This is a genomic window from Rhodococcus sp. NPDC003348 (assembly GCF_053589375.1).
Genome location: NZ_JBSFRT010000068.1, coordinates 1 through 18,237, shown reverse-complemented (window position 1 = coordinate 18,237; position 18,237 = coordinate 1). Strand labels below are relative to the sequence as shown.

At 69.4% G+C, this 18,237-nt stretch carries 15 protein-coding genes and 1 pseudogene; 5 read left to right on the top strand and 11 right to left on the bottom strand.

The genetic code is table 11. The annotated features are described in order from the left end of the window. Positions 1-75 precede the first annotated feature (75 nt). The 8 genes from ACWDU4_RS27280 to ACWDU4_RS27245 all read right to left on the bottom strand — a co-directional run bounded on the left by ACWDU4_RS27280 (position 76) and on the right by ACWDU4_RS27245 (position 10,125). Complete coding sequence (locus ACWDU4_RS27280) at positions 76-1,221, bottom strand: acyl-CoA dehydrogenase family protein (protein ID WP_450117085.1); 1,146 nt, start codon at positions 1,219-1,221, stop codon at positions 76-78. Between the two features lie 52 nt (positions 1,222-1,273). Next, complete coding sequence (locus ACWDU4_RS27275; protein WP_450117084.1) at positions 1,274-2,632, bottom strand: MFS transporter; 1,359 nt, start codon at positions 2,630-2,632, stop codon at positions 1,274-1,276. Positions 2,633-2,718: 86 nt separating this feature from the next. Continuing rightward, the gene (locus ACWDU4_RS27270) at positions 2,719-3,513 is read right to left on the bottom strand and encodes a MaoC/PaaZ C-terminal domain-containing protein (RefSeq protein WP_450117083.1); all 795 of its coding nucleotides are present in this window, start codon (positions 3,511-3,513) and stop codon (positions 2,719-2,721) included. Next, positions 3,510-4,688: an acyl-CoA dehydrogenase family protein gene (locus ACWDU4_RS27265; RefSeq protein ID WP_450117082.1), complete on the bottom strand. Its 1,179-nt coding sequence runs from the start codon at positions 4,686-4,688 to the stop codon at positions 3,510-3,512. The genes ACWDU4_RS27270 and ACWDU4_RS27265 overlap by 4 nt, the downstream gene beginning before the upstream one ends. A gap of 9 nt (positions 4,689-4,697) precedes the next feature. Then, positions 4,698-5,501, bottom strand: a complete 804-nt coding sequence (locus ACWDU4_RS27260) for an enoyl-CoA hydratase/isomerase family protein (RefSeq protein ID WP_450117081.1) — start codon at positions 5,499-5,501, stop codon at positions 4,698-4,700. Further along, entirely contained in the window at positions 5,498-6,907 is a 1,410-nt protein-coding gene (locus ACWDU4_RS27255) for an amidase (protein ID WP_450117080.1), read from the bottom strand. Before ACWDU4_RS27255 ends, ACWDU4_RS27260 begins: the two co-directional genes overlap by 4 nt. Continuing rightward, positions 6,900-7,658 carry an SDR family NAD(P)-dependent oxidoreductase gene (locus ACWDU4_RS27250; protein WP_450117079.1) on the bottom strand — a complete coding sequence of 253 codons (759 nt, stop codon included), beginning with the start codon at positions 7,656-7,658 and terminating at the stop codon, positions 6,900-6,902. The genes ACWDU4_RS27255 and ACWDU4_RS27250 overlap by 8 nt, the downstream gene beginning before the upstream one ends. A 43-nt stretch (positions 7,659-7,701) precedes the next feature. Next, a complete protein-coding gene (locus tag ACWDU4_RS27245) occupies positions 7,702-10,125 on the bottom strand; it encodes an alpha/beta fold hydrolase (RefSeq protein ID WP_450117078.1) in 2,424 nt (807 codons plus the stop codon). 180 nt (positions 10,126-10,305) lie between these two features. Between ACWDU4_RS27245 and ACWDU4_RS27240 the strand changes: the two genes are divergently transcribed. Beyond that, the gene (locus ACWDU4_RS27240; RefSeq protein ID WP_450117077.1) at positions 10,306-10,947 is read left to right on the top strand and encodes a TetR/AcrR family transcriptional regulator; all 642 of its coding nucleotides are present in this window, start codon (positions 10,306-10,308) and stop codon (positions 10,945-10,947) included. A 71-nt stretch (positions 10,948-11,018) separates the two neighbouring features. Here the strand turns inward: ACWDU4_RS27240 and ACWDU4_RS27235 are convergent, their stop codons facing one another. The 3 genes and pseudogenes from ACWDU4_RS27235 to ACWDU4_RS27225 all read right to left on the bottom strand — a co-directional run bounded on the left by ACWDU4_RS27235 (position 11,019) and on the right by ACWDU4_RS27225 (position 12,918). Next, complete coding sequence (locus ACWDU4_RS27235) at positions 11,019-11,171, bottom strand: hypothetical protein (protein WP_450117076.1); 153 nt, start codon at positions 11,169-11,171, stop codon at positions 11,019-11,021. 58 nt (positions 11,172-11,229) lie between these two features. Further along, a pseudogene (locus ACWDU4_RS27230) lies at positions 11,230-12,284 on the bottom strand (DNA polymerase IV). A 103-nt stretch (positions 12,285-12,387) separates the two neighbouring features. Next, entirely contained in the window at positions 12,388-12,918 is a 531-nt protein-coding gene (locus tag ACWDU4_RS27225; RefSeq protein WP_450117075.1) for an MmpS family transport accessory protein, read from the bottom strand. A gap of 531 nt (positions 12,919-13,449) precedes the next feature. Between ACWDU4_RS27225 and ACWDU4_RS27220 the strand changes: the two genes are divergently transcribed. The 4 genes from ACWDU4_RS27220 to ACWDU4_RS27205 form a co-directional block, all read left to right on the top strand. Beyond that, positions 13,450-14,196: a phosphoglyceromutase gene (locus tag ACWDU4_RS27220; protein ID WP_450117074.1), complete on the top strand. Its 747-nt coding sequence runs from the start codon at positions 13,450-13,452 to the stop codon at positions 14,194-14,196. Positions 14,197-14,355: 159 nt separating this feature from the next. Beyond that, positions 14,356-15,621, top strand: coding sequence for a sensor histidine kinase (locus ACWDU4_RS27215; RefSeq protein WP_450117073.1), 1,266 nt, complete (start codon positions 14,356-14,358; stop codon positions 15,619-15,621). After that, a complete protein-coding gene (locus ACWDU4_RS27210; RefSeq protein ID WP_450117072.1) occupies positions 15,618-16,307 on the top strand; it encodes a winged helix-turn-helix domain-containing protein in 690 nt (229 codons plus the stop codon). Before ACWDU4_RS27215 ends, ACWDU4_RS27210 begins: the two co-directional genes overlap by 4 nt. Positions 16,308-16,615: 308 nt before the next feature. Beyond that, positions 16,616-18,237, top strand: a 1,622-nt coding sequence (locus ACWDU4_RS27205; RefSeq protein WP_450117071.1) for a condensation domain-containing protein, incomplete at its 3' end; no start/stop codon positions are given.

Here is an 18,237-nt window from a genome sequence, read left to right as displayed (position 1 = left end):
GCACGGGAATCGCTTCCCGTGCCCGACGCCCACTTCTGTGACGGTCTCCGGCCACCCGGGGAGGCGGCGGGCGGCTCAGAGACCGTACGACTTTCCGATGATCTCCCGCTGGATCTCGTTGGTGCCGCCGTAGATGGTGGCACCGAGGGCGGTGCGGACGTGCTGCACCATGTCGAACTCGGTGGAGTAGCCGTAGCCGCCCATCATCTGCATGCCCTCGAGGGACATCGCCTTGGCGACCTCGGTGGCCTTGAGCTTGGCCATCGACGACGCCCGCGCGAGATTTCCGGTGCTCGCCGGGTCGTCGGCCTGTGCCGCAACGGAATACACCAGCAGCCGGGCGCACTCGATCTCCGTCGCCAGGTCCGCCAGCCGGTGCTTGACCGCCTGGAACGAGCCGACCCGCTGACCGAACTGGGTGCGGTCGGTGACGAAGGTCAGGCAGTCGTCGAAGGCCCGTTCGGCGGTGCCGAGCAGCTGCGCGGCCAGGATCAGCCGCTCGGTGGCCAGCCCGGCCATCAGCTGGGCCCAGCCCTGCCCGACCTCACCCACCACCGCGTCGGCGGGCAGCACGCAGTCGGTGAAGTAGAGGTCGTTGACCTCGGTGCCGTTCATCGTGTCGATGCCCTTGACCGCCATGCCCGGCGTGCCTGCAGGCACGTGGAACATGGTGAGCCCGTGGTGCTTGAGCTCGCCGCGCTCGGTGCGGGCCACCAGCAGGATGCTGTCGGCGAGGTGCGCATTGGTGCACCATGTCTTCTGGCCGTTGACCACCCAGCCGTCGTCGGTACGTTCGGCGCGGCAGGTCAGGGCCGCGACATCCGATCCGGCGCCCGGCTCCGACATCGAGATCGCCAGCGCTGCACCCTCGGCGAGCCGGCCGAGGACCTGTGTCTTGAGCTCCTCGGAGGCGAACTTGGAGTAGATGCCGCCGGTGATCAGCGTGGTGCCGTGCCAGGGCACCGGCGCCATCCCGCGGGCCAACTCTTCGAGCAGCACGCACAGGTCGACGTGGTTGCCACCGGCGCCGCCGTACTCCTCGGCGACGTTGATGGCGGCCCAACCGAATTCGGCGATCCGCCGGTTCAGTTCGAGGCTGTGTCCCTCGCGGCCGCAGTCGGTGAGCTTGTCGCGCTGCTCGCGGGTACCGACCTCGCGGCGGCAGAAGTCGCGGACTGCGGCAGCGAATTCGCGCTGCTCCTCGGTGAGCGTGACGGTCATGGTTACTCCTGGCTGGATGGGCGAGATGGGCCTACGGCCGCAGAGGGGTGGGTCACACCGGGTCTGCGACGGGAACCGGTCGGGCGACGGTGTCGCGTTCGCCGTCGGCGTCTTCGGTCTCGGTGACGAACGAGCGGCGGGTGCTGTACGCGGACACGAACGAGATGATCGCGCACAGGACCAGGCCCGCAGCCAGCGGCCACCAGTGCTTCGAGCCGTCGGTGGGTACCAGTGCGGCAGCGACCAGCGGGGTCGGGGCGGCCCAGGCGACACCCGCGAACGCGCTGCACAGCGCGACACCGCTGTAGCGGACCTCGGTCGGGAACAGCTGCGCGGTCATCGAGGAGACGACGGCGTAGGTGGTGGCGTGGCCGAGGACGAGGGCGCAGGTGAACGCGACCGTCATCAGCGCCATGTTGCCGGTGTTGAACAGGGCGAAAAGCGGGAAGGCGAAGGCGCCGGTGAACACCACGCCGCCGATGAAGACGGTCCACGCGGGCACCTTGTCGCAGAGGATGCCGACCCCGATCATCGCGAACAGGTCGACCGTCGCGGCGATCAGCAGGATCATCAGGGTGTCGCTCCGGGTGAAGCCGTGGATGTTCGTGGCCATCGTGAGCATGTAGGTGGTGATCAGGTAGAACAGCACGATCACGCTGGCCTGCAGACCGATTCCGGCGAGCACCTTGCCGGGCATGGTGCGGATGACCTCGAGGATCGGATGCTCGACGACCGCGGCGGTCTCCTTCACCTCGGTGAACTCGCTGGATTCCTCGACACCGAGGCGGATGATCATGCCGATCACGACGAGCACGAAGCCGGCCAGGAACGGGATCCGCCAACCCCAGGACATCAGCTGGTCCTCGGGCATCCGGGCGACGAAGTACATGACGATCGTGGCGAGCACGAGGGCGAGCGGGCTGGCGATCTGCGGCGCCGAGCCGTAGAAGCGCATCCGGGACTTCGGAGCGTTCTCGACGCTCATCAGCACCGCACCACCCCACTCGCCGCCGACCGCGACGCCCTGGAGGAACCGCAGGGCGGTCAGCATGATCGGCGCCCAGATGCCGACCTGATCCCAGGTGGGAAGCAGACCGATCAGACCGGTGGCGGCACCCATCACGGTGAGGGTGGTGATCAGGGTGGTGCGTCGGCCGAGCCGGTCACCGAGGTGACCGAAGATGAACGCGCCGACCGGGCGGGCGAGGAACGCGACGCCGAGGGTGGCGAAGGATGCCAGGGTGCCGACGTTGCCCCCCAACGCCGGGAAGAAGATCGTCTTGAAGACCAGGGTGGCCGCGGTGGCGTAGATGAAGAAGTCGAACCACTCGACGGTGGTGCCGACGAGGCTGGCGAGGAAGGCGCGCTTCTGCTGCTTGGTGCCGAAGCTGGAGGCTGCGGGTGTGGTCATGGGAGGTGCCCTTTCAGCGGGGACTTCTCGAGGTACTTGGGGGTCCTTCGGTAGAGCTGAAAATCCGGTTCGAACTGGGGGAGCGGTCAGAAGCGGGCGTGCCCGCCGGTGAGCACGCCGGTGGTGTCGATGCGGGCGTCGAAGTCCACGCCGCCATCGCCGGCCTGCGCGCGGATGGTGAGGGTGTTGTCGGGCAGGACCGGTGCGGCGAACCGGGCCCGCAGTTCGGTCAGTTCCCAGGGCTGGGCGCCGGCCGCCTCGGCGACGGTGCGGGCGGCGATGCCGAGGGTGGCCAGGCCGTGCAGGATCGGGCGGTCGAAGCCGTAGCCGGTGGACACCTCGGGGTCGATGTGCACCGGGTGCAGGTCGCCGGTGAGCCGGTACAGCGCAGGCAGATTCGGCTCGACCCGGAACTGCCGCTCGAAGGCGGCGCCGTCGAGATCGACGCGTGGGCTCGACGGGGCGCGCTCGCCGCCCCAGCCGCCGGAGCCGGGCAGGTGGATGGCGTAGGTGGCGGTGAACTGCTCGCACTCGACGGCGATGTCGATGGTGGCGGCGTTGCCCTTGTCCCACACCTGCGCGACGGCGGCGCGCATCTCGAGCTTCCCGGCCTTCGGCAGCGGAGCGTGCACGACCAACTGCTGCGCCGCGTGCAGCGACTCGAGCCGGTCGTAGGCGCCGAGCCCGCCCGCGTCCTCGACGGCCCACAGGCCCAGGCCGAGCCCGAACGTGGGCAGCACGCGCAGGTCCCGCTCGTAGACCAGCGGCAGCTGGTCCGGCTTCGCTCCGACGCACAACGCGTAGAGGATCGCGTCGGTCTCGGTGTAGGAGACGACCCGGGTGCCGAGGTCGTGGCCCTCGAGGGCGGCGACGGCGCTCACCGGAAGGCTCCGATGTTGGTGACGGCCTGGCCGAGGACCAGGGTGTGCACCTCGTTGGTGCCCTCGTAGGTGTACACGGACTCGAGGTTGTTCATGTGCCGGATCACGGGGTACTCCAACGTGATTCCGCTGGCACCGAGCATGCCGCGAGCCTCGCGGGCGACGTGCAGGGCCTGGGCGACGTTGTCCTTCTTGCCGAAGCTGATCTGCGCCGGAGCCAGTTGGCCTGCGTCCTTGAGCTTGCCGAGGTGGATCGCCAGCAGGTGCGCCCGGTTGACCCGGATCAGCATGTCGGCGAGCTTGCCCTGGGTGAGCTGGAAGCCGGCGATCGGCTTGCCGAACTGGGTGCGCTGCAGTGTGTACTCGAGCGCGGTCTCGTAGCAGTCGCGGGCGGCGCCGACCGCGCCGAACAGGATGCCGAAGCGGGCCTCGTTCAGGCAGGACAGCGGGCCCTTCATCCCGACGACGTTCGGCAGCACCGCTGAGCCGGGCAGGCGCACGTTGTCGAGGACGATCTCGGCGGTCACCGACGCGCGCAGCGAGAGCTTCTTCTCGATCTTGCGGGCCTGGTAGCCGGGGGTCTTGGTGTCGACGACGAAGCCGCGGATGCCCTCCTCGGTCATCGCCCAGATCACCGCGACGTCGGCGAGGGAACCGTTGGTGATCCACATCTTGGTGCCGCCCAGGATCCAGTCGTCCCCGTCGCGCTTGGCGGTGGTGCGCATGCTCGACGGGTCTGATCCGGAGTCGGGTTCGGTCAGGCCGAAGCAGCCGATGGCCTCGCCGGCGGCCATCCGCGGCAGCCACTCCTGCTTCTGCTCCTCGGATCCGAACTTCCAGATCGGGAACATCGCCAGCGAGCCCTGCACCGAGACGAAGCTGCGGGCGCCGCTGTCGCCTGCCTCGAGCTCGAGGCAGGCCGTGCCGTAGGCGACGGCGCTCATGCCTGCGCAGCCGTAGCCGTCGAGGTGCATGCCGAGCATGCCGAGCTTCCCGAACTCGAGCGCCATCTCCTTCGGGAACTCGTGGTTCTCGAACCATTCGCCGACGTTCGGCTTGATCTGCTCGCCCACGAGCTGACGGACGGTGTGCGCGACCATCCGCTCCTCCTCGCTGAGCAGCTGCTCGAGCGCGAGGAAGTCGCGGGGATCGGGGGTGAGGGAGGTGTTCGTCATGGAATGTCCTCAGCGCTTGGGGGCGGCGGTGCCGCCGGTGGTGGGTTCGGGGACGGTGGTGACAGCGGCACTGCCGCCGTGTCTTTCGGAGGCGGCCGCGACGGCGGCGTGCCGGGCCGGGCTGTCGAGCAGGCCGATGCGGGTGGCATGCCATTCGGTGTCGTCGTAGCGGCCGTCGTCGAGACTGCGCAGCAGCGCGCGGGTCGCGGCGAGCGCGTCCGGCGGGATCGACGCGAGCCGGGTGGCCAGCGCCAGGGCCTGCTCGCGCGGCTCACCGTCGGCGCGGTGGGTCGCCAGGCCGCCGGCGACGGCGTCGTCCGCGTCGAAGCGGTCGGCGAGCACCAGCAGCCGGGTGACGGTGGCCCGCGGCAGGGTGGCGTGGATCCTGCGGATCGACTTCGGGTTGTACAACAGCCCGAGTTCGACGGCGGGGACCCGGAACCAGGCCCCGGCGCCGACGATGCGGGCGTCGCAGGAGGTGACCAGCTCGACCCCGGCGCCGACGCACGGTCCGTCGATCGCGGCGACCACCGGGACCGCGGCCCCGCGGATCGCGGCGGCTGCGGCGTCGAGGTCGACGTCGTAGTCCAGGTCAGCGGAGGTGCCGGTCAGGTCCGCGAAGTCGGCGCCGGCGCAGAACACCCGGCCGCTGCCGGTGAGCAGCACCGCCCGCACGTCCGCCGGCAGGCCGGTGAACGTCTCCCGCAGTTCCCGCAGCAGGCTGCGGGACAACGCGTTCCGGCGGTCCGCCCGGTCGAGGACGACCTCGAGGACGTCCCCGTTCCGACGCAGGGTGAGCTGGGCGCCGGTCACGACACCGGCTCCGGCTGTGGCATGACCTCGACGCCGTCGAGGCGCGGGACGGCCCACCGCTCACGCAGTGGGCTGTAGTCGAATGCCAGTGCGGATTCGAGGGATTCGGCCAGGTTCAGCAGGTCCGCGTCCCGGTCCTGCGCCGCGACGAGCTGGGCGCCGATCGGCAGTCCGTCGGACAGGCCGACGGGCAGCGTGATCGCGGGGGTGCCGGCCACGTTGAATGGGGAGGTGAACGGGAACGCTCCCCACAGCCAGTCCACCTCGACGCCGTCGATTGCCTCGGGCCGGTCGCCGTGCGGAAACGCCACCGTCGCAACGGTCGGGGTGAGCACCGCGTCGAAACGACCCAGGAACAGGTCGATTCGGCGGCGGAACTCCGGCAGCGCCTCCCTGGCCCGGGCGACGTCGGAACTGGCCAGCTTGTTCGCCGCCCGCAGACTGGCGTGCTCGTATGCGGTGAGCAGGTCCGGGTTTTCGAGCAGGTGCCCACGCTCGCGCAGTTCGTCGTCGAGGACGAGTGGACCGAAGATGTCGCTCCATCCGTCGATCGGGATGTCCCGCTGCACCACCTCGTGGCCGAGATCGGACAGCACGCCCGCGACCACGTCGAGCCGGGCGGCGATCGGCGGATCCACCGGACGGCCCTCGGGCCGTGGGCAATACGCGATCCGCAGCTTCGGCCCGGTGCGCCGCACCAGTGTGGTGTCGGCGAGGACCTCGACCATCAGCCGGGCGTCGTCGACGGTCCACGCCAGGGGGCCAGCGGTGACGAAGTCGGTCATCGCCCGGAACCCGCGCTCGTCGGGGCACATGCCGGTGGTCGGCTTGTACCCGACGAGGCCGCTGAACGCGGCGGGGATGCGGATGGAGCCGCCGCCGTCGGAGCCCAGTGCCAGGGAGGCCAGGCCGGCGCCGAGGGAGGCCGCGGCGCCACCGCTGGACCCGCCGGGGGTGCGGGTGACGTCCCAGGGGTTGCCGGTGTCGGGGCCGAGCCGGTTGTCGCTGGTGGCGGACTGGCAGAACTCGGGAACGTTCGTCTTGCCGGGCATGACGGCGCCGGCGGCACGCAGCCGGGCGACGACCCCGGAGTCGGAGCGGGCGACGCGGCCGCGCTGGGTGAGGGAGCCGAGGCCGGTTTCGGTGTCGGCGAGGTGGAAGGCGTCCTTGATGGACACCGGCACGCCGAGCAGCTGTCCGGTCTCGCCGGCCCGGTAGCGGGCGGCGGCGTCGGCGGCCTGCGCGCGGGCCAGCGCGGGGGTGAGCGTGACGTAGGCGTGGAGTCGGCCGTCGAGGCGCTCGATCCGGTCCAGGACCTCCTCGGTGACGTCGACCGGGTCCAGGTCGCCGCGGGCGTAGGCGCTGGTGAGTTCACGCACCGGCAGGTGCAGGGGAGACTCAGCCATGCGGATGCACCCCACCCGAGATGCCGTACACCTCGCCGGTGACGTAGCCGGCGTCGGGGCCGACGAGGAACGACACCAGGCCGGCGACGTCCTCGGGGCGGCCGACGCGGCCGACGAGGGACCGGTTCTCGGCGTAGCCGGAGAAGAACTCGTCGGGGTAGATCTTGCGGAGGAAGTCGTTGTAGATCAGGCCGGGGGTGACCGCGTTGACGCGGATGCCGAACTTGCCGTTCTCGGCGGCGGCGACGCGGGTGAGCGCGAGGACACCGGCCTTGGCGGCGGAGTAGGCGGCTCCGTGCTCGGTGCTGGTCTCGTAGGCGGAGATCGAGGAGATGTTGACGATTGCGCCGGAGTTGGCCTGCTGCATCAGGGGCAGGGCGTGGCGCATCGTGTGGAAGGTGCCGGTGAGGTCGACGTCCAGGCAGCGTTTCCAGGTCTCGGAGGACATCTCGGCGACCGGCTCGATCTTCGACCAGCCGGCGTTGTTGACCAGCACGTCGAGGCGGCCCTTGGTCTCGGCGATCTTCGCGACGACGGCCTCGACCTGCGCCTCGTCGGTGACGTCGAGCAGGTGGTGGGAGAACTCGCGGCCGTGCTCGGCGGACAGTTTGGCGGCCAGCTCGCCGCACCGGCGTTCGTGGATGTCGGTGACGATCACGTCGAAGCCGTCGGCGGCGAGGCGTGAGGCGATCGCGGCGCCGATGCCGGCGCCGGCGGCGGCGGTGACGAGGGCAGTGGGACGTTCTTGCATGGCAAGGCCTTTCGAGGGGGGAAGGGGTGCGCGGTGCGCGGGGTCAGCCGGCGAGGGTGCGGCGGAGGAGGGCGATCGTCTGCTGGGGCTGGTCGACCACCATCAGGTGCCCGGCTTCGGTGATCTCGGTGTAGCTCGCGTGCCCGATCGCGCCGAGGATGATGTCGGCGGCCTTCCTGGGACAGAAGCTGTCGTGGTCGGCGCCGATGATCGTGACCGGGGTGTCGGTGCCGATCTCGGCGAGGGCCGGGGTGAGCGGTGCGTCGACGAGCGCGGCCATCGCGGTGGAAGCGTTGAGGTAGCCCGCGGCGTCTCCAACGGCGGCCAGCCGCGCGGTGGTGACGGCGTCCACGTCGGAGGACGGATTGTGCAGGGCGGCAGCGGTGTCCGCGTGCAGGGCCTCGCGCTGTGCGGCCTCGTCGTTGCCGCGGAACAGTTCGATCCGGCCGGCGTAGAAGCCGGCGGCGCCGCGGCCGACGACGCTGGAGGTGCCGAGCGCGACGACCGCGGTGACCAGGTCGGGGCGCTGCGCGGCGGCGGACAGGACGACGGTGCCGCCGAGGGAGAAACCGATGCAGACGGCCGGTCCGGTGACCTGCTCGAGGAAGACGATCAGATCGTCGCGCAGTTGCGTGAGGGTGCCGTCGCCGGAGCCGGCGGTGCTCCGGCCGTGCCCGCGCAGGTCGTAGGCGTAGGTGGTGTACTCGCCGATTCCGGCCTGCTGCACCGTGCGCCAGCTCAGGCGGTCCTCGGCGAGGCCGTGGATCAGCACGACGGCGGGCCCGGAGCCGGCGCGGGTGTAGGTGACGTCGATGTCGCGCAGTGTGACGGTCTCGGTGACGAGATCGGTGGTGCCGCTGGTCATGTCTGCTCCTGTCGAGATCATGTCTCTGAGAACGTTCTTGCGGATCTTTCCGGCGGGGGTCTCGGGCATTTCGGTGACCACTTCGATGGACTCGGGCCACAGTCGGCGCGGGACGCCGCGCTCGGCGAGCCAGTCGACGAACTCGTCGAAGCCGGGGGCGGTGCCGAGCGGCTGGAGGACGGCGCAGATCCGTTCTCCGAGGCGGTCGTCGGGGCGTCCGATGACGGCGACGCGGGCCACCTGCGGGTGTCCGGCGACGGCATTCTCGATCTCCACCGGCGAGATGTTGACGCCGCCACGGATGATCAGGTCCTTGATCCGGCCGGTCAGCCTCAGGTAGCCGTCGGAGTCGACGATGCCGGTGTCGCCGGTGCGGAACCAGCCGTCGGAGGTGAACGAGGTGCGGTACAGCTCATCCTGGCCGATGTAGCCGAGAAACAATGAGGGCGTGCGCATCACGATCTCGCCGTCGGTCCCGCGCGGGGCGATGGCGCCGTCCTTCGTGATCGTTTCGAGTGCCACCCCGGGCATCACCTTCCCGCAGGTTCGCGCGACGAGTTCGGTGGTGTCGCCTGGGAGGCTGGAGGTGGCGCCGCCCTCGCTCATCGCCCAGATCGCGGCGATGCGGGTGCCGGGCATCTGGGTCTGGGCGAGCTCGATCAGGCTGGGTGCGACCGGCGCGCCGCCGCAGAGGAAGAAGCGCAATCCGTTCAGTTTCGGTGTGTCCGAGTCCCATTCGGCGTCCACCACGTCCTTGAGGAACGGGGTGGCAGCGACCGTGATCTCGCATCCGTACCGGTCGACCAGATCGAGTGCCCGGCGCGGGTCCCAGGCGTCCTGCAGGATCAGCGTCGCTCCGGTCATCATCGACATCCGGGCGCCGTGCCAGAAGCCGGTGCTGTGGCCGAGTGGGGAGGGCATGAAGATCGGGCGCTCGCCGGTGACCCGATAGCGGTCGATGACCATCCGGTTGTAGGCGCTGAGGCCGGCCTCGGAGTGCGCGATCGCCTTCGACTTGCCGGTGGTGGACGAGGAGAACAGGATGTGCGCGAGTCCGGCCGGGTACTCGGGGACGGCGGCGTCCGGCCCGTCGAAGGTGCGCCAGGTGCGGGTGCGGTGGTCGCCGTCGATCAGCAGGACATGGACCAATCGCCCGAGTTCGGCTGCAAGAACATCGGATTCGGCAGTGAAGTCGCGTCCACGATGGGCTCGCGGCAGGATCACGGCCTTCGCCCCGACCAGGTTCGCGGTGTAGGCGACGGACTTCGGGTCGGTGGTCACCGGGAGGGTGCCCGCGACCAGTCCGGCGCGGACGACGGCCAGGTAGGCGGCCATCCACTCGGTCCAGTTCGGCAGGCAGACCACGACGACGTCGCCGGCGACGAGGCCGCGTTCGATCAGTTCGGCCTCGATCTCCGAGGACAGGTCCCACAGTTCGCGGCGGGTCAGAACGTGGTCGCGGTCGTCGCGGACGGCGACGGCCTGCGGATCCTGCGCCAGGTGGCCGCGGAAGAGGGCCAGGGGAGTCTCGGTGGTGGGGGACTCGCCGGCCGGGCACCCGTCGAGGGCGATGGTGGCGAGAGTGGCTACGCGGGAATTCACAGCGACTCCGTTTCGGTGAAAAGCCGGGTGGGGGAAGCGCAACGCGGGGAGATCGCGGCGTCGATGGAATGATTCTGTGGGGTAACCCGACTCACAGTCAAGAGAGTGACGTCGCTTTTTTGTAAACTCTGATCATCAGTCTGTTAACCAGCTACGATTCGCGCAACGAAAAGGAGAGGTATGCCGCACGTACCGAACACCACCAAGGGGCGTCAGACTCGCACCCGCCTCCTCGACGCGGCCCGGGCCGTGTTCGCGCGTGATGGTTACGTCGGTACGACGATGAGCGGGGTGGCCACGGAGGCCGGCATGTCGCTCGGGGGGCTGTACCGGTACTTCAAGGACAAGGACGACCTGTTCTCGGCGCTGATCGCCGACACCCACGACGACCTGTTCCGGGCGAGCGGAAACCTGAAGCACCGGCTCGAGGACGAACCGTACGAAGCCCTGCTCGAATCGAACACCGGCTACCTGGCGCACTACTACGACAACCGCGACATCATGCGCACCCTGGTCGAGGCCGCCAGCGTGGATCCGCAGTTCCGGGAGTTCTGGTGGAAGATGCGCAACCGGCACATCGACCGGTTCACCACCGCGTTGAAGTCCAAGTGCGGCATCGTCGAGGTCGCCGGCCAGCCCTCCTCGGTGATGGTGGAGGCGATGGCCTGCATGGTCGAGCAGTCCGCGTACGTCTGGTACGCGCAGGATGCCCTCCAGGACCGGACGATGCCGGTGGAGCAGGCTGCGGAGGTCGTCACCAGGATCTGGTTCGCGACCTTCTTCGGCGGGCAAGCGGACGGTCACTCCAGCGCGGCCTCGTGACAGACCGATCGACGAGTCGGGGTGCTCGCCGGGCGCTCAGGTGCCGGATGGATCGTCAGGCCCATCGCTCCTCAGTCTGCGCGGCCGGCGGCTCGTCGTCCTCGTAGTCGAGCGGCGGCGAGGTCTCGTGCCGGTCGCGTGCCCGGGATGACGCGGCCGAACACGACGGCGGTCACCATCGACACCGCCAGCCACGCGCGCAGTGCCCACACGATCCACTGCATACCGCGAGGATGCGTCGGTCGTTCGGCTGACAGTGCCGAATGTCCGCCGGGCCCCGGGTCAGGTGCCCGGCGGGGTCATGTCCAGGCGCACGCCGAGCAGGCGCACCGCGCGCGACGGGTCGAGGCGGTCGGTCAACGCGACCGCGGCCTCGGCGATCACCGCTTCGTCGAGCGTCGGCTCGGGCAGGGCGCTGCCGGTGGTATGGGTCTCGAACGGGGCGTAGCGCACCTTGAGGGTGACGCGGACCGCCGGCCGGCCCTCCGCCCGCACATCCGCCGCGACCCGCCCGGCCAGGGTGCGCACCTCGTCGGTGATCGCGGTGCGGTCGGTGATGTTGTGCTGGAACGTGGTTTCGCGGCCGTGCCCGCGGGCCACATACGGTTCGGCGTCGACTTCGGTGCGGCCCCAACCGAGGGCGAGGCGCCGCAGCCAGGGCCCGGTGGTCGGGCCGAGGGTCGCCGCGAGCGTCGCCTCATCGGTGTCGGCCAGTTCGCGGACGGTGTGGACTCCCAGCGCGGCAAGCTTTTTCGCGGTCTTGGCGCCGATGCCCCAGAGGGCGGACGTGTCGCGGTCGCCCATCACGGCGAACCAGTTGTCGGCGGTCAGCCGGAATGTGCCCTGGGGCTTGCCGAATTCGGTGGCGATCTTCGCGCGGAGGGTGTTGTCACCGATGCCGACCGAGCAGTGCAGTCCTGTCGCGTCGAGGACGGCGGCCTGCACCGTGCGGGCGAAGGCGTCGGGATCGGTGGTCTGCACGCCGAGGAACGCCTCGTCCCAGCCGAGCACCTGGACGACGGCATCGAGCCCGCGGAGGGTGTCCATGACACCTTCGAGGCGGCCGTGTAGACGTCGGCGTCGACGGGCAGGAACACCGCGTCGGACACGTCCCGCAGCTTGCGGGCCGCAACGCGCAGCGGCATCCCGGACCCGACGCCGAACTCGCGGGCCTCGTAGGAGGCGGTGGAGACGACACCCCGCTCGGTGGGGTCGCCCCGGCCGCCGACCACGACGGGGCGGCCCCGGAGCTCCGGCCGGCGCAGCACCTCGACCGCGGCGATGAACTGGTCGAGGTCGACGTGCAACATCCAGCGCTCACGCGGATCTCGGTCCATCACGTCAGTGTGCGCCCGCGGCGACGGCCCGGCCCGCCGGCCCGGCGCCGACCGAACCGGAGCGCGCCGAGCGCTTCGGACGCCACGCCGGTGTCGTCGAGTCCTACTCCGCGGTGCCGGAGCAGGACACGACAGCGAACTGACCAGTGGAGGTCTGTTCGCTGATCACCGCGCCGTTCTGCCGAATGGTGCAGGTGATCGTGGTGGCCGTGTCGTCGGCCTGCGCGGTCAGGGACACGATCTTCAGGCCGGAGACCGTCACGTCGCGGCTCCACGGGAGGGCGGCACCATTGTCCTGTGCGGTGTTCGCGGAATCGCCGCTCGTGTAGGTGATGTTGCTGGCGGTCGGACCGTCACTGGTCACTTCGTAGGTGACGTTGACGACTTCGTTGAGATTCTTGTCGATTTCGTTCGCGGCGCCGCCGAACAGTGCGGCGCAGCCCCCGAATACCAGGACGCACAGCAGCACGACGCCGCCGAGTATCCAGGGCCATTTCTTCCGCTTGGATGGCGGCTGCTGGTAGTAGCCGGGCTGTGGGTACTGCCCGGGCTGTGGGTACTGAGCGGGTTGGCCGACGTGCCCACCGGGCGGGTACTGGCCGGACTGTTGAGGATCTTGCGGGGGAACCGACATGGCAGCACTCCTCGAGTCTCAGGAAGCCCGGCTTCGGACACGCGCCGGTGCGGTCCGACAATCGTCACACGTACGAAATCGAACAGACCGAAGAGTTTGTATTCTGCTGCGCTGCTGAGCTCGAAGCGTTACCTCCGAATGCACTCACCCACCGGCGACACGAATCGGGATGCTTGTGGACGTCTTTCGGTGTGCAGCGGATGCGACAGCGTCCCTCCGGCCCGGCGTCAGAGTTGTGTCAGGTGTCGAACGGGCCCAGATCGGCGCCGTTCGCGATTTCCGGGGAAGGGGACGTGGTGGCGATTCCGGTCAGCACCGACCGCCTCGTCACGCCGTGGTTACCCTGATCGTGTTGTTTCTTTCCCGCATGTCAGGGTCCCGTTCGACCGTGCGCCACGGTGACAACGGTCGTTGTCGCCGTGACATGTATCTCACGCGGCGGGGTGTCGAGGAGGGGGACTCGCAGAATGGCCTGGTCCGACGGGGTGGTGGCCCGCCCGGGGCGGAGCGGGCGCGTGCCAGGATGGGCGCATGACTATCGGAACCCTTGTGCTGCTCCGCCACGGCGAGAGCGAATGGAACGCGATGAACCTGTTCACCGGATGGGTGGACGTCCCGCTCACGGACAAGGGTGTCGCGGAGGGCAAGCGCGCCGGGCAGCTGCTCAAGGAGCACGACCTGCTGCCCGACGTGCTGTACACCTCGCTGCTGCGCCGCGCGATCAGCACCGCGAACATCGCGCTCGACGCCGCCGACCGGCACTGGATCCCGGTTGTCCGCGACTGGCGCCTGAACGAGCGGCACTACGGCGCGCTGCAGGGCAAGAACAAGGCGCAGACCAAGGCCGAGTACGGCGACGAGCAGTTCATGCTGTGGCGGCGTAGCTACGACACCCCGCCGCCGCCGATCGAGGCCGGCAGCGAGTACAGCCAGGACGCCGACCCGCGGTACGCGAACCTCGAGCAGGTCCCGCTGACCGAGTGCCTGCTCGACGTCGTCAAGCGCCTGATCCCGTACTGGGAGGACACCATCTCCCAGGAGCTGCTCGCCGGGAAGAACGTGCTGGTCGCGGCGCACGGCAACTCGCTGCGCGCCCTGGTCAAGCACCTCGACGGCATCTCCGACGAGGACATCGCGGGCCTGAACATCCCGACCGGCATCCCGCTGCGCTACGACCTCGACGAGAACCTCAAGCCGCTCAACCCGGGCGGCACCTACCTCGATCCCGAGGCCGCTGCGGCCGGTGCCGCGGCCGTCGCCAACCAGGGCGCGAAGTAGCAACACCATGACGACGACCCGGGCCCCGCACGCGGATCCGCGGACCCGGGTCGAACGCCAGGTGAACAGCAGGAAAACAGTGCCGTTCGGCGCCGTGACGTGCAGCGAAACGCCTGCACCCGGCGCCGATCGGTGTTTTCGCGGTCGTACGATTCACTCGTGACTGTTGTTCAGGTCGTCGTTCTGGTCGCCGCCGCCGCGGTGATCGGCTACCTGGTCGGCGGGGTGCTCGTCCCGCGACTGAAGGCGCGCTACAACCGGCGCGAAGCCGAGCAGGCCGGCCTGACGATGTCCCAGGTACTCGACCTGATCGTGCTCGCCAGCCAGAGCGGCATCGCCGTCGTCGACCGATTCCACGACGTGGTCCTGTTCAACCCGCGGGCCGAGGAACTCGGCCTGGTGCACAACCGGACCATCGAACCGCGCGCCTGGGCCGCGGCGAACAAGGTCCTCGACACCGGCGAACCCGTCGAGGTCGACCTCAGCGTCAAGAACCCCGGGCGCGGCCGCGGCCGGATCGCGGTCCGTGGGCTCGCCCAGCTGCTCAGCGAGGAGGACCGCCGATTCGTCGTCCTGTTCGCCGACGACGACTCCGAGGTGGCACGGATGGAAGCCACCCGCCGGGACTTCGTCGCCAACGTCAGCCACGAGCTCAAGACCCCGGTCGGCGCGATGGGACTGCTGGCCGAGGCCCTGCTCGAATCCGCCGACGATCCCGCGTCGGTCCGGCACTTCGGTGAGCGGGTGCTGTCCGAGTCGCGGCGGCTCGGCAACATGGTCGGCGAACTGATCGCCCTGTCCCGGCTGCAGGGCGCCGAGAAGCTGCCCGACCTCGAGCCGGTCGCGGTGGACGAGGTGATCGACGAGGCCATTCGGCGCAGCACGCTGACCGCGGAGAACGCGGGCATCACCGTCACCGCGGACAAGCCGAGCGGCCTCGAGGTGCTCGGCGACCGCACCCTGCTCGTGACCGCGCTGTCGAACCTGGTGGAGAACGCGATCGCGTACTCGCCGCAGGGGTCGGCGGTGTCGGTGAGCCGATCGCTGCGCGGCGACGACGTCGCGATCGCCGTCACGGACCGCGGGATCGGCATCGCGAAGGAGGACCAGGAGCGGGTGTTCGAGCGGTTCTTCCGCGTCGACAAGGCACGGTCCCGCTCCACCGGCGGCACCGGGTTGGGTCTGGCGATCGCGAAACACGTCGCCGCCAACCACAACGGCTCCATCACCCTGTGGAGCAAGCCCGGGACCGGCTCCACCTTCACCCTGGTCGTGCCCGCGCACACCGAGGAAGCCGATTCACCCGACGACCAACCGGCGCCCGACGCGCTCGGGCGCCCCGCCGCAACCTCAGGCAAGTCCATTACGACCATTCACCCAGAGCGACCCGGTCAGGGCGCAACGAACATGGAGGCCAACCGGTGACGAACGTGCTGATCGTGGAAGACGAGGAGTCGCTGGCCGACCCGCTCGCGTTCCTTCTCCGCCGGGAAGGATTCGAGGCGACGGTCGTCGGTGACGGTCCGTCCGCGCTCGCCGAGTTCGACCGCGCCGGGGCCGACATCGTGCTCCTCGACCTGATGCTGCCGGGTATGAGCGGCACCGACGTGTGCAAGCAACTGCGTGCCCGCTCCGGGGTGCCGGTGATCATGGTGACCGCCCGCGACAGCGAGATCGACAAGGTGGTCGGTCTCGAACTCGGCGCGGACGACTACGTGACGAAGCCGTACTCGGCGCGAGAACTGATCGCCCGGATCCGCGCGGTGCTGCGCCGCGGCGCCGACAACGACACCGACAGCGGGATTGCCGACGGTGTGCTCGAGGCCGGGCCGGTCCGGATGGACGTCGAACGCCACACCGTTCAGGTGAACGGTGAACCGGTGACGTTGCCGCTCAAGGAGTTCGATCTGCTCGAGTACCTGCTGCGCAACTCCGGCCGGGTGCTCACCCGCGGCCAGTTGATCGATCGCGTGTGGGGCGCCGACTACGTCGGCGACACCAAGACCCTCGACGTGCACGTCAAGCGGTTGCGCTCGAAGATCGAGGCGAACCCGGCCAAGCCGGAGCACCTGGTCACCGTCCGCGGGCTGGGTTACAAGCTCGAGGGGTAGGAGGAGGGTGCCGCGTCATCGCGGTACCACCGTTTCGCAGTCGCCAGAGGGATGGCGTTATACCCTGAGTTGCCCGGTTTCGCGGCGGAATCGACAGCAAATCCCTAGCATGTGTTGGTCACGAACACCAGCGCAAAGTGGTTTCGATTCGTGAACAAGACCACGTATGCCGTTGTATTCTCGGCGCTCAAGGAATTCTCAGGATCATCGATCGCACCGTTTCGGTGGCGGCCGCTTGACCTGCGCCAACTCCGCTTCGTGAACGCGTCACAGCTCCGCGTCGGAGCGCGTCGTACGAAGGGATTTTTGTGTTCAATCCTCCGGAGTCCCTTACCGCCCGCGTCCCGGCATCCGGCTCGGTCCCCGATGGCGTCGCCGCGTCGGCTGCCGCTCCCGCAGTCGGCCGGTGCAGCGAGCCGTTCCCGCTCTCCGCCGCTCAGCGCGGCATGTGGTTCGCCCAGCACTTGGTGCCGGACGTCCCGGTCACCATCGCGCAGTACATCGAGATCGAGGGCGACTTCGACATCGACGTGCTTCGGCGCGTCGGCCCCGCCGTCGCGCGAGAGTTCGGCACCCCCCTGCTGCGGATCGTCGAGATCGACTCCGAGCCGTACCAGGTGGTCGACGACACCCTCGACGACGAGATGCCCTACCGGGACCTGAGGGGCGAGATCGATCCGCACGCCGCGGCCATGGAGTGGATGCTCCAGGACTACTCCGCCACGATGGATCTGCTCACGGAGCGGCTAATCCGGGGCGCGGTGCTGCAGCTGGGGGACCGGCACTACTACTGGTATTTCGCCATCCACCACATCGCCCTCGACGGGTTCGGTGCGGTCACGTTCATGGCCCGCATGGCCGAGGTCTACACCGCGGCGGTCCTCGGTCGGGATCCGGCGCCGTCGGTGGCCAGTGACCTGATCGCCGTCAACGAGGCCGAGGACAAGTACCGCGAGTCCACCCGGTTCCAGTCCGACCGCGAGTACTGGATGTCGCGCGCCACCGATCTGCCCGCGCCGCTGACGCTGTCCAACCGGACCGGACGACTGGAGGTGCGCTCCCGTTTGGTCGGCGGCGCACTGCCGGACCAGATCCTCACCGCACTCGACGACGCGGTCACCCGGCACAACTCCGCGGACACCGCAATCACCGTGGCCGCGATGGCCGTGTACCTCGCGGACATGACAGGCGCGACCGCCATCGTGCTGAGCCTGCCCGTCTCCGCGCGCACCACCGCGGTGCTCCGCCGCTCCGGCGGCATGGTCTCCAATGTCGTTCCGCTGCGCATCTCCGTCACCCCGGAGACCACCGTCGGCGAGCTCGTCGCCCAGGTCGGGCTGGAGATGACCGGCGCGCTGCGGCATCAGCGCTACCGGCACGAGGACATTCGCCGCGACATCGGCGACCTCGACGGCGGGCGCGGGTTCTTCGGCCCGGCGATCAACATCATGAACTTCCACACCGAGATCACCCTCGGCAGGGAAACGGGCAAGTTCCACGTGCTCTCGACCGGCCCGGTCGAGGACCTGTCGATCAACATCTACCCGAGCGTCGTCGGGCGCAGCACCCGGGTCGATTTCGAGGCGAACCCGCACTGCTACACCGAGGACGAACTCCAGGCCCATCACGGCCGGTTCCTTCGGGTCCTCGACCAGTTCGTCCATGCAGACGCCACCACCCCGGTCGCCGACATCGAACTGCTCGGAGCGGATGAGCGTGAGCGCCTCCTCGAATGGTCGCGCGGACCCCGCGTCCCCGCACCCGCGATGTCCCTGCTCGGGCGGTTCGCCGCCCAGGTCGCCGCGGTTCCGGATGTGCCGGCAGTGGTCTGCGGCGGCGAGTCGGTCACTTACTCGGAGTTGGATCGGCGGTCGTCGGAGCTGGCCGGTGAGTTGATCGAGCGTGGTGTCGGCGCTGACGATGTCGTCGG

Excerpts from the sequence above, each read along its gene's own strand:
- ACWDU4_RS27280 (WP_450117085.1), bottom strand. The coding sequence starts at position 1,221 with ATGACCGTCACGCTCACCGAGGAGCAGCGCGAATTCGCTGCCGCAGTC.
- ACWDU4_RS27275 (WP_450117084.1), bottom strand. The coding sequence starts at position 2,632 with ATGACCACACCCGCAGCCTCCAGCTTCGGCACCAAGCAGCAGAAGCGC.
- ACWDU4_RS27265 (WP_450117082.1), bottom strand. The coding sequence starts at position 4,688 with ATGACGAACACCTCCCTCACCCCCGATCCCCGCGACTTCCTCGCGCTC.
- ACWDU4_RS27255 (WP_450117080.1), bottom strand. The coding sequence starts at position 6,907 with ATGGCTGAGTCTCCCCTGCACCTGCCGGTGCGTGAACTCACCAGCGCC.
- ACWDU4_RS27250 (WP_450117079.1), bottom strand. The coding sequence starts at position 7,658 with ATGCAAGAACGTCCCACTGCCCTCGTCACCGCCGCCGCCGGCGCCGGC.
- ACWDU4_RS27240 (WP_450117077.1), top strand. The coding sequence starts at position 10,306 with ATGCCGCACGTACCGAACACCACCAAGGGGCGTCAGACTCGCACCCGC.
- ACWDU4_RS27235 (WP_450117076.1), bottom strand. The coding sequence starts at position 11,171 with ATGCAGTGGATCGTGTGGGCACTGCGCGCGTGGCTGGCGGTGTCGATG.
- ACWDU4_RS27225 (WP_450117075.1), bottom strand. The coding sequence starts at position 12,918 with ATGTCGGTTCCCCCGCAAGATCCTCAACAGTCCGGCCAGTACCCGCCC.
- ACWDU4_RS27220 (WP_450117074.1), top strand. The coding sequence starts at position 13,450 with ATGACTATCGGAACCCTTGTGCTGCTCCGCCACGGCGAGAGCGAATGG.